Below are 246 nucleotides of genomic sequence, written 5' to 3' on the forward strand. Positions count from 1 at the left end.
TGTTGGTGACGCTTCCGCACTGGCTGTCTTATCTTTGGTTGGCTCGCCAGCAACCGCGCCTGCTTTGATTTTACCCAGCAGCTGCTTGGTCAGCACTGTGGTACCTTCTTCTTCGAAAATGGCTTCAAGAATACCATCTTCAGGTGCAGGTACTTCCAGCACTACTTTATCCGTTTCGATATCTACCAGAACTTCATCACGGCTTACTGCATCACCTGGTTTCTTGTGCCAGGTGGCTACGGTTGC

At 50.4% G+C, this 246-nt stretch carries 1 protein-coding gene; it reads right to left on the reverse strand.

Features of this window, described 5'->3' with window-relative positions; all coding sequences use genetic code 11:
* Positions 1-246 (reverse strand): biotin/lipoyl-containing protein (locus ACYP03_RS27430; RefSeq protein ID WP_459782864.1); only part of this gene is annotated, 246 nt, incomplete at both ends.

This window comes from Photobacterium sp. R1, assembly GCF_054600795.1.